Origin of the sequence: Pseudomonas sp. Xaverov 83, from assembly GCF_019352905.1 — a bacterium.
GTDB classification, from domain to species: domain Bacteria; phylum Pseudomonadota; class Gammaproteobacteria; order Pseudomonadales; family Pseudomonadaceae; genus Aquipseudomonas; species Aquipseudomonas yamanorum.
Window position 1 is genome coordinate 190084 of the sequence record NZ_JAAAFU010000049.1, and the last position, 10708, is coordinate 200791.

Consider the following 10708-nt stretch of genomic DNA (forward strand, 5'->3'; position numbering starts at 1 on the left):
CCATGACTTCCCAGCGCAACCTGCCCCCAGACACCCCGCTCACCACCCAACGCCCAGGCTTCGTGCGGGTGCGGGGTGCCCGGGAACACAACCTGCGCAACGTCGACGTGGACATCCCCCGTGACGCCCTGGTGGTGTTCACCGGCGTGTCCGGCTCCGGCAAGTCCTCGCTGGCATTCTCCACCGTCTACGCCGAAGCCCAGCGCCGCTATTTCGAATCCGTCGCGCCCTACGCCCGTCGCCTGATCGACCAGGTCGGCGTGCCCGACGTCGACTCCATCGAAGGCCTGCCACCTGCCGTGGCCCTGCAACAGCAGCGCGGCACACCCAGCACACGGTCCTCAGTGGGCAGCGTCACCACCTTGTCCAGCCTGATCCGCATGCTCTACTCCCGCGCGGGCAGCTACCCGGCGGGGCAACCGATGCTCTACGCCGAAGACTTTTCCCCCAACCTGCCCCAAGGCGCGTGCCCGCAATGCCACGGCCTGGGCCGGGTGTACGAAGTGACCGAAGCCCTGATGGTGCCCGATCCTTCCCTCACCATCCGCCAGCGCGCCGTAGCGTCCTGGCCGCTGGCGTGGCAAGGCCAGAACCAGCGCGACATCCTTGTCACCTTGGGCTACGACGTCGACATCCCATGGAGAGATCTGCCGAAAAAGCAGCGCGACTGGATCCTCTTCACCGAAGAAACCCCCACTGTCCCGGTGTATGCCGGCTTCACACCTGCCCAAACCCGCGACGCCCTCAAACGCAAACTCGAACCCAGCTACCAGGGCACCTTCACCGGTGCCCGACGCTACATCCTGCACACCTTCACCCACTCCCAAAGCGCCCTGATGAAAAAGCGCGTGTCGCAATTCATGCAAGGCAGCCCATGCCCGCTGTGCGAAGGCAAACGCCTGAACAAGGCCGCGCTGTCGGTGAAATTTGCCGGCGTGGACATTGGCGAACTGTCGCAAATGTCCCTGCTGCAACTCGCCGAGCTCCTGCGCCCGGTGGCTGAAGGGCAGGGCGATAAAAAACTCTCCGTGGAAAAACGCCTGGCCGCCCAACGCATCGCCCAGGACCTGCTCGAGCGCGTCAGCACCCTGACCGACCTCGGCCTCGGCTACCTCGCCCTTGAGCGCAGCACACCGACCCTGTCCTCCGGTGAACTGCAACGCCTGCGTCTGGCCACCCAACTGGGCTCGCAACTGTTCGGAGTGATCTACGTACTCGACGAACCTTCTGCCGGCCTGCACCCTGCCGACGGCGAAGCCCTCTTCGCCGCCCTTGATCGCCTGAAGGCCGCCGGCAACTCACTGTTCGTGGTGGAACACGACCTTGAAACCATGCGCCGCGCCGACTGGCTGATCGACGTCGGCCCCGCTGCGGGCGAACACGGCGGCCAAGTCCTCTACAGCGGCCCACCCGCCGGCCTCGCGCAGATTGAAGCCTCGCAAACCCGCGAATACCTGTTCGCCGAAAAGCGCCCGGTCAGCCAACCACCGCGCCAACCCACCGGCTGGCTGAGCCTGGAAGGCGTCACGCGCAATAACCTCAACGACCTCAGCGTGGACTTCCCCCTGGGCTGCTTCACCGCTGTCACCGGCATCTCCGGCTCGGGCAAATCCAGCCTCGTCAGCCAGGCGCTATTGGAACTGGTAGGCGCAGGCCTGGGCCGCGTGGTGGAAACCGAAGACGAACCCAGCCTCGAAGACGACGCCCCACAAACCAGTGGCGGCCGCATCAGCGGCGGGCTGGAACACATCCGCCGCCTGGTCCAGGTGGACCAAAAACCCATCGGCCGCACACCGCGCTCCAACCTTGCGACCTACACCGGGCTGTTCGACAACGTGCGCAAACTGTTCGCCGCCACCCCCGCGGCTAAAAAGCGCCATTTCGACGCCGGGCAATTCTCCTTCAACGTCGCCAAAGGGCGCTGCCCGAACTGCGAAGGCGAGGGTTTTGTCAGCGTTGAATTGCTGTTCATGCCCAGCGTGTACGCGCCATGCCCGACGTGCCACGGGGCGCGGTACAACCCGGAGACGTTAGCGATCAAGTGGGAAGGCCTGACCATCGCCCAAGTGCTGGGGCTGACGGTTGAACAGGCGGTGGAGGTATTTGCCGAAGAGCCGGGTGTGCTGCGCTCGCTGCAAGTGCTGCGGGATATTGGCTTGGGTTATTTGCGCCTTGGGCAGCCGGCGACCGAGTTGTCGGGGGGAGAGGCGCAACGGATCAAGCTGGCGACCGAGCTGCAACGCAATGCGCGGGGGGCGACGCTGTATGTGCTGGATGAGCCGACGACCGGGTTGCATCCGCGGGATGTGGACCGGTTGTTGAGCCAGTTGAATCATCTGGTGGAGGCGGGGCATACGGTGATCGTGGTGGAGCATGAAATGCGCGTGGTGGCCCAGAGTGATTGGGTGATTGATATTGGGCCGGGGGCCGGGGATAGAGGAGGGAAGGTGGTAGTGAGTGGCACGCCGCAGAAGGTGGCGAAGAGCAAGAGTAGCCGGACTGCGCCGTTTTTGGGGCGCGAGTTGGGCTGAGTTTTGCTCGACGTGCGCCATGTTCGCCGGCAGCTTCGTGATTGCCCGAGCGTTCGGTAGACTGCAGCGGTTGGCTGGATGATCCGGCCTGTCGCTGGATCTGGAACTTATGGACACAAGTACATCTCAGGTAAGAAACCCCTCGCGCCCGGCGATGGTCACATTTTCGGTGGCTTATTGCTTGATTCTCACAATAAAAATTGCCTACTGGGTGGTCAGCGACGGCTGGGGTATGGCCAGGACGGGTGATATCTCGATCATCATGCTGCTCCCCGCTGCGCTGACCTGCATTCTGTTGGCCGTGGGTAGCCTGTTGCTGTGGTTGCGCAGTGCAAAATCTTCGTGGTTTCTATTGGGCTCGTTACTTTTCGGGCTGATGCTAATCCCGCTCATGCTTCCGGAAGTTTTCCTGGTATCGGCCAGCCAATATGTGCAGGTTGCCTGGTTCGTACTGCCGGCCGCCCTACAAGCAGCCTTGCTGATTGCCGTTTGGGTCTACAGCCTGCGGATACGCCGCACAGGCTATTTCAAGTAGCCTGTCCAAAATTGCAAAGTCGGGGGTAGGACCACATTTAAAACAAGGGTGGTCTGACCCGATTTGTTGTCGTTCGACTTGACGCCGCCCATCGGAAGATAAGCCCGGGCCCGGAAAACCTCTTTAATGGCTGGACGACTTTATGCTCACGGCGTTTTTGCAATACCCTGTTTCGTTTGGCAATCCTGCAGCAAACTTCAGGAAGATTCGCGATCTCGTAGATTCGGCGCAATTTGATCTCTTGGTGATGCCTGAGCTTTGCACCATCGGTTATTTTCACGACTCACGTGAGGCACTGTCCAGGCATGCTGAGTTGGCGCTTGATGGGCCCACCGCGCGGTTCTTGCTACAACTGTCGGCAGACAAGGATGCAACGCTCATTGCGGGTATTGCTGAGCGAGATGGCGATCAGATCTACAACACAGCGATTGTCGTATCGCGAGGGCGATGGTTGGGGAAACAACGCAAGTGCCATCTGTCACGCATAGAAAAGCCGCTCTTCACACCTGGCGATTCATTCGCCTGTTTCGATGATGGAACCTGCCGATTTGGCGTTCTGACTTGTTTTGACCTCTGGATGCCAGAAGCCGCCCGCCTGCTGGTGCGCCAGGGTGCACAGCTACTGTGTTGTCCAGCCAACTATGGCGGACCTTGGACGACCCAGCTTGCGCGTATTCGCGCAATGGAAAACGCCACTCCGCTAATCTGTGCCAATCGTACCGGTGTGGAAATGTATGCAGGCTCAGAGGCGACATTCAGAGGTGAAAGCCAGATTGTCGGGCCTATGGGAGAAGTTTGGGCATCTGCCACAGAAGAGACGTCCCTTGGCTTGTCGATAATCGACCCGGCTGCGTACCTGCTCAAAGCCAATCCTATGTGCGATGACTTGATGGAAGAGGCAAGTCGCTATGCGTTATCCGGTCCACGCTCAAAATGAACACTCCATGTCTGACAAAAGAAGCAGTGCAAAATGGGGTCAGACCACATTTAAACCTGTGGTGGTCTGACCTCGATTTTTCATAACTCCGATTTTTCAATCAGCGGACGGTGACCCCGCCATTTACACAGTCGTGAATGACGCCTTCAAGCTTGCGACACAACAGCATCAGCACAGCCGAAATGTCCGGATCGCAAGGGTCTATCGCCGCACCCAGTGTAGAGACGGTAATCGACGAACCGTCATTAATCACCTGGTCTGGCGTGGTCGACTGGATGGCCAGCCTCGCGTCACATTCAGCTATTTTTTGCGCGATCTCGGCGTTCGGGTCGAGGTTTTCCCATTCAATAATTTCCTGAATCTCCCCAGGTACCCAGTCTGGGTCGTCCTCTATTTGAATCAGAAATGGCGTGGGGGTATGGACCAGCAATTGCGGGATAACCATCCCATAGCCGCGCCACTCCGTTACCGAGACGTGCCACGAGGAATTTTCTCGCAGATGTCTGGCAACGTCTGACAACGTCAAACCCAGCCGTTTTGAGTTGTAGCAAATGTGTGCAGAGCTCGTCATAGCGATGCGCCTGTCGACCATTGGTTATTTGCACGCGATGCTAAAGCGCTTGTGGGTTACAGACAATTTCAAATGACCGTTCTGGCTCGATCTTCGCTGACGGGTCGTCTGCCCCCTACCTGCGCTCTTCGATGCTGCGTACTAACACCCCAAAGAGCTCACCCCGCGGCATCTCGCTCAAGGGAATATTCGCCTTCTCGAACCACTCCCGATCCGCTTCAGGATGCGGGCCACTCAGCACCACTACCCCCTTTTCATAGGTGTAACGCGCTGCCGCCACATCACCATTCCGGTAGGTCGCAATGGTTGAAGAAGGCGAGGTCGCGTCAGGCTTGGGAAAGTAAGGCCCATCCTGATAAAAGACGCTATCGGCTTTCCCATCCCACACAACCTGCACTGCCGCGTCCGCAATCCCCGCGACCTCAAACCCAGGCCTGCCCGCCTCTGAATCAAGGTCGTAGGGTATCAGGCCAAAATTGCTGTCATCGGCCAGATACGCGCCCATACACAGCCCCAGGTAGCGCCCACCCTGGGCGACAAAGTCACGAATGGCTTGCACCCGCGCATCCCCCAAACTATCAAGCGCCGCAGGGATGTCCTGACCGCCGCCGGGTTGAACGTAGAGGTCATAACGAGCGAGGCTTTGCCGCGTGATCTCGATCGATTCATCAGCACCTACAAAGTCAATCTGCGCATTCGGGCGGACGCGCAGCAGGGCTGTTTTAACCTTCTCCGAGCATTCCTCGCAGCCCGCGGGGCCTCGGTAGATAGCGACATGGGTGATGGGGGCTGCGGCTTGCACCGAGTAAGGAAACAGCGTGAAAAACGCAAAAAGCGTCGCGGCGATGGCGTGCAGATTCATGGTCGTAGAGCCGTCTTAAAGCTGATTGGGTCCGATCGGACTTTGTGAGTCGAAGCCTAAAGCTAATGGCCACGTGAAGGCGTTAACATTTGTAAATTGGCTAGTGTTGCTTGGCGCAGCATTCGTCTGGGTATACGCAACGGCTCTAAAATTCACTCACCCACGGGTACTTTGGTTGGAAAGTACGGAAGTGTGTTTTGAATTATATAAATTTGCTGACGTTCGAGAGTAGCTTTCGCAAGATCTGAAATGGTTTTAACATTTTCATTTGTTGAGTATGCCGCTTCTTTGATGTTGTCCATCACTGCAATCGTGTGATCTGGTAAAGAAATATTAGAGAATAGTTGAGTCAGCGATAGCAGGGAACTAATGATTGCCGCGACTACTGAAATAGATAGCGCATAAGTCGCATATCGTGAAGCGGACCTCGCTGAGGCTCTCGCTTCTTCCAACTCTATATGGTTGAGCAGTCTGAATTTGTCTGAGATTGTGAAAAATAAATTCATATCATTTCTGCTTGAGTGGTTGTAGTAAACCACTTCGCTATGCATGAATATCTCTTTTCGATCTATTTGTAGCGCGAGAATCTGCTCTTGGAGCTTGGACAGTTTTAGCGTCTTAACTAAATCGCCCAAGGTGAAATACGCTTTGGTCTCTGCGTACTTCAGAGCCAATATGTACATATCATTTGCTGACATAGGCAGGTCTCAGCTGAAGGGGCGAGCCTCTAAAGATAGATGCACGCCGCATTTTTCTTGGAGAAATGGATCATTGATCCCGTTCTTGGAGTACGCTACTGATCAAGGGTGTTTGACGTATCTGCCGCTATCAGGAACTTTCGTTTCAATAAACTCGTCGCGTTTTCGGTTGATTCGAAGATCCTCCTCGTTAGGAAGAACATCTAAAATTCTCTTCAAGTCGTGGTAGCCGAGTCGATCCTCATTCACTAGGTCGGTTAACTGGCGAATGGTACTGTCAACTGTGACTTGTTCAAAACTCTGCTGTTTGACAAAAAGCTTTTCTCGCGCATTAACGACCCTGGATTCATTGCGAAGATCAACGATCTTCGCAAGGGAGGTGAGTGTGCCAATCAAGGACTTAATGGTCGGATACAAAAGTGAAAATGTCAGTGCAAAAAGCAGAGGGTAACCAAAAGCCTCCAGTGCACCCGGAAAGACTGAGCCAAGTTCATCTATCAACTGAAAGCTATGACTTTTTGACGTGAAAGCAATGACCAGGAATTTCCAGTTGGCAAAAGCCAGTGCGACGGTATATGCACCCAATAATGGGCTTGTAAAACGCTCCTTTATGTTACTCGATAACGACTCAGCCAAATCCTTAATCACAGTCCATCCTTGTTATAACTAACAGCATAATGTTGACAACGCTTGATGCGTTGATATCGAAAGTCAGGATGATAGCAAATTGCGATCAATCTTCACAGGGCCACGGATGAGTTTTTACCCTTGATGACGCCAGTTCAAATGGGCTCGTTAAGTTCGCGCCTTAGAGTATTCTGGGTTAACCCAATTTACGGCTCAAAGGGTCCACCCCAATCCAAGCGCCTTATGCAGCGAAGTAAAATCCTTCAACAATTCGGCATCTCCCGAAATCCGACTCTCCTGCGCCTTATAGCGCGTACGCTCCGCATTCAGCCAATCCAGCGCAAAAGGCGACAGATTTATTTTTACTGATCTAATTCCTACATCTTTTGCTGTATCCATGAAAAAGGATGATCCGGCTAGCAAGCCTTTGGGTTTAGGGAATGCAGAAATGTACGCCAAGGTGGTCGACAGGCTGTTGGACCAACCCCCGCTGCAGGACAGCCTGCTTTTGGCCGACTGCTGCCCTTCATGAGCGGCGGATTTCAGGCTTGGATGATCTCCAGCGCGATCTCGTGCCCGCTCACGTGGCTGCCGACGCAGCCGAGGAGTGAGATTGCGGAGTTGCTGCCGCATAGGTGGCGATCGGTGTAGTTACGTAAGGCGTGATGCCCGGCAGCAATCTGCGATCCGAACACTGGTACCTATAATTCGCGTCCAAGGAGTAACGCTTGAAAAAGATCGGAATACTTTCATTGGTACGTTGTGCAAGTGTTTTCGCGACAGAATTGCAGTACGACCACTACGCAGCAGGTAACAGAGAACTTGGGGCCAGGATTGCTCAACTAGATAGCGCGAAAATTTTGGCTGAGGAGACGCGGCTCGCCCCCCTTGCCAGTGACCTGCTACTAAAGGTCAAACCGATGATCCACCAGGGCAGTAGCGGTAAAGCGATTCAGGACTTTTTAGTGGAGCGGTTTTCGCAGTATGGATGGCGGCCGATGTTGGTGGGCTATATGGGGTACCCAGAGGCAGTGCCGGTTTCGGTGAATAATCAGGTGGGTAATGCACTACCCACTGACATACCTTTTCCGGATGCTGCACTTGTCAAAGTGGAGCTGGTAGCCGCATCGCCCCAGGCCCATGTAGCCCAGGTATGGACATTCGCCACCCCCAATGCCACTGAACAACAGCGGAAATTATTAATGACCGCCCGCCGCGCGCTGCAAAGTGGTATCTCCCAGATTCGGGCCGGCGAGCGGCTATCTAATGTGGGCAATGCCATTCAACAGGAGCTTGATGCCAACCAAGTGGTCGCCGTGCATGAGCTAGTGGGATACTCCATGGGCCAGATGCGGATTCAGAAACCTCAAGTGCTCGGTTACAAGGGTGCCATCAACGATGAAAGCCTGATGAAATCCGGACAGGTGCTAAACGTCTATGTGGTGGCGAAGTTGGGCACCTTCGGGGTTAAGTTCCAACCGCCGGAATTCTGGACCGTTCTCACCCAAGACGGTGCGGATAGCGTGATGCTTTCGGCGATGGTCAAGGTGACTCATGATGGGCACCGAATACTTAGCAAGTTGATCGACTGACCGTATCAGAACGCGGCTACGCAACCTGTAAAAATGGTGTCAGACCACGATAGCAAATCATGGAACGTGATCTGATCCGATCTTCCTATACTGGCCATCCCAGCATGCCAGGCGAAACGCAACCTATGCCCATTAAACCCAATCAAAACTCCCCAGTGACGCTAGTCCGCGCTCAACAAAGCGACCTGGACGATCTTGTCGCCATCCGAATCGAAGCCATGCGCGAAAGCCTGGAGCGCGTCGGGCGATTTGATCCAGTACGGGCGCGCGAGCGGTTTGTTAGCGGTTTTGAAGCCCACAACACACATCATATTGAGGTGTCGGGAGAGAGGGTTGGCTTTGTAGTGGTCAAGCATCACCCCAACGAACTCGTGCTCGACCACTTATACGTGAGGCCGAGCGCGCAAGGATCAGGGATCGGCTCTGCTGTGCTCACTCAGATTTTCAAAGTGGCGGATGCGGCGGCACTCCCGATTAAAGTAGGTGCCCTCAAAGAAAGCGCCTCGAATCGTTTTTACACCCGCCATGGTTTCCAGTTCGTCGAAAGCAGTGAGTTCGACAATTATTATGTCCGTCAGATTCTTACGGCGAGCGGCCCAGCGTGTTAGTGGGTTGAAGGGATGTAAAAAACGGGGTCAGATCGCCATTGTTTAAATGTGGTCTGACCCCATTTTTTCCTATCAAACATAGAAATGTATTAAGGAGAGTTCAATGTCCAAGCAAAATTCACCATACCTAGTAGAGAGCCGCTTGGCTGATGTGCTGGCAATGATTCAGGTTCTGGCATTATCTCAAAAGACGCGCCGGAGCGAGGATGGCCTTCTAGAGGAGCTTCAAGGCCAGCCTAAAAGTGCCTTAAATTGGATCGAGGTTGGTTTACAGCACAGAGAGTTTTTTCGCATTAAGCCGGAGGGAGCGAAGCGGGCCCATATTTCTTTAATCGCTAGGAATACGCAGGAGCCGGTTCCGAACGACGATGGCGATGATGTTAGGCCTCAGCTTTCCGCGGAAACTACAGCGAAGCTCATGCAACTAGCAGTTGATCTTCATGCTCGGCAAATTCAGAGAAGCGAAGCTTGGCGAAGCGTTATCATACCTATCGTAATTGCAGTTCTCGCAGCAGTTGCATCGATATCGGCTGCCTTTATTAGCGTCACGCTAAAGTCGCCGCAGACAGACTTGACGGTCCCTTGCAAGTCGCCTTCGGTAGCAGCTGAATTCCATCGCTACTATCCATCCTAGATCGACGGCATCCGTATCCGTGCGACCGCTATTGCCGAAAATCAGCCCTTTTATACTCGTTCCGGTCTACCATGGCCGAGACTAGGTCCACGCTCTACCGACCTCAGCAAATAAAGGGGACGGCTTCATTTAAAAAATGGATCCATCCCTTTTTCGCTCCACCTCTCGACTTACGCGACCTGAGCCTTGGTGGAAGGCGGGGTAGACTTGCGATAAGTCAGCAACACAATCCCAGTCACCACAATCACCCCGCCCACCACCTGCCCGGCGCTGAGCATCTGGTCGAGCACGATCCAGCCCATCAACAACGTCGCCAGCGGCTCAATGTTCATCACCGGCGCATTACGCGGCATATCCAGGCGCGGCACCGAAATGAACAGCACGATAAACCCCGTGCCATACAGCACCACCAACGTGGCCAATGCCAGCCAACCGGTACTGGTGGCCGGCAGGTTCAGGCCATCGACAAGCGCACCGCTCAAGCCCGCGAGGTTGACGCTGCTGAACACAATGAAAATCGTCAGCAGACTGCGCACCGAACCGCGTACCTGAGACAACTTGTGGTCAGTGATCCACAGCGCGCAGGCGAATACGAACGCGGCGCAAAAGGCCAGGGAGACGCCGACCAGCCATTCCGGGCCCAGGGTGGTGTTAGTGGAGAGGCGCCCAGGGACGTCCAGCACGAAGACCAGGCCCACCAGAATCAGGCTCATCAGCAAGGCGGTGCGTGCGGTGGGGCGTGGGCCGCCGAGTGCCCAGGTAAGCAGGGCCAGCAGGATAGGGAAGACGTTGGCGACCAGTAAGGCCAGCGCTACCGGGACGCGGGCGACGGCGGAGTAGAGGCAGAGGCTTTGGGTGGCGATGAGCAGGCCCAGAAGGACTTGCCAGCGCCAGGCGCCTGGGGGGAGGCGGAGGTTTTGGCGTTGGTATAGGACCAGTATCGCCAGAACCAACAGGGTGCCGCCGGAGCGCATGAGAATTGCCAGGAGGACTCCGGCGCCGTCGTCGAAGGCTACGCGGGCGGCGATGTGGTTGCCGGCGAAGGCGCAGCCCATGCAGACGAGGATCAGGACAGCGATGTGGCGGGGGGATTGGGGGGGGGGGGGGGGAGTG

The 10708-nt window shown here is 55.9% G+C and carries 12 protein-coding genes; 6 read left to right on the forward strand and 6 right to left on the reverse strand.

The genetic code is table 11. The features are described from left to right. The first annotated feature begins 2 nt into the window (after positions 1-2). The 3 genes from uvrA (at position 3) to K0H47_RS16435 (ending at position 4003) form a co-directional block, all read left to right on the forward strand. A complete protein-coding gene (uvrA, locus tag K0H47_RS16425; protein ID WP_219273221.1) occupies positions 3-2531 on the forward strand; it encodes an excinuclease ABC subunit UvrA in 2529 nt (842 codons plus the stop codon). Between the two features lie 109 nt (positions 2532-2640). After that, on the forward strand, positions 2641-3066 hold the full coding sequence (locus K0H47_RS16430) for a hypothetical protein (RefSeq protein WP_063031168.1): 426 nt from the start codon (positions 2641-2643) through the stop codon (positions 3064-3066). Between the two features lie 142 nt (positions 3067-3208). Continuing rightward, positions 3209-4003: a nitrilase-related carbon-nitrogen hydrolase gene (locus tag K0H47_RS16435; protein ID WP_177070179.1), complete on the forward strand. Its 795-nt coding sequence runs from the start codon at positions 3209-3211 to the stop codon at positions 4001-4003. Positions 4004-4103: 100 nt separating this feature from the next. Here K0H47_RS16435 and K0H47_RS16440 read toward each other — a convergent pair whose 3' ends face one another. From K0H47_RS16440 to K0H47_RS16460, 5 genes are all read right to left on the reverse strand, one after another. Beyond that, on the reverse strand, positions 4104-4574 hold the full coding sequence (locus K0H47_RS16440) for a hypothetical protein (protein WP_148666966.1): 471 nt from the start codon (positions 4572-4574) through the stop codon (positions 4104-4106). A 115-nt stretch (positions 4575-4689) separates the two neighbouring features. Further along, positions 4690-5436, reverse strand: a complete 747-nt coding sequence (locus K0H47_RS16445; RefSeq protein WP_063031162.1) for a BPL-N domain-containing protein — start codon at positions 5434-5436, stop codon at positions 4690-4692. 152 nt (positions 5437-5588) lie between these two features. Then, positions 5589-5987, reverse strand: coding sequence for a hypothetical protein (locus K0H47_RS16450; protein ID WP_219273223.1), 399 nt, complete (start codon positions 5985-5987; stop codon positions 5589-5591). Between the two features lie 249 nt (positions 5988-6236). Continuing rightward, entirely contained in the window at positions 6237-6782 is a 546-nt protein-coding gene (locus tag K0H47_RS16455) for a hypothetical protein (protein ID WP_219273224.1), read from the reverse strand. Between the two features lie 192 nt (positions 6783-6974). Next, complete coding sequence (locus K0H47_RS16460) at positions 6975-7160, reverse strand: hypothetical protein (protein WP_219273283.1); 186 nt, start codon at positions 7158-7160, stop codon at positions 6975-6977. A gap of 329 nt (positions 7161-7489) precedes the next feature. Between K0H47_RS16460 and K0H47_RS16465 the strand changes: the two genes are divergently transcribed. The 3 genes from K0H47_RS16465 (at position 7490) to K0H47_RS16475 (ending at position 9595) form a co-directional block, all read left to right on the forward strand. Further along, complete coding sequence (locus K0H47_RS16465) at positions 7490-8353, forward strand: M24 family metallopeptidase (protein ID WP_219273226.1); 864 nt, start codon at positions 7490-7492, stop codon at positions 8351-8353. Between the two features lie 125 nt (positions 8354-8478). Further along, positions 8479-8961, forward strand: coding sequence for a GNAT family N-acetyltransferase (locus tag K0H47_RS16470; RefSeq protein ID WP_219273282.1), 483 nt, complete (start codon positions 8479-8481; stop codon positions 8959-8961). A gap of 103 nt (positions 8962-9064) precedes the next feature. Then, complete coding sequence (locus tag K0H47_RS16475; protein WP_177071656.1) at positions 9065-9595, forward strand: hypothetical protein; 531 nt, start codon at positions 9065-9067, stop codon at positions 9593-9595. Between the two features lie 170 nt (positions 9596-9765). Here K0H47_RS16475 and K0H47_RS16480 read toward each other — a convergent pair. Then, positions 9766-10708 (reverse strand): EamA family transporter (locus K0H47_RS16480; RefSeq protein ID WP_374106760.1); only part of this gene is annotated, 943 nt, incomplete at its 5' end.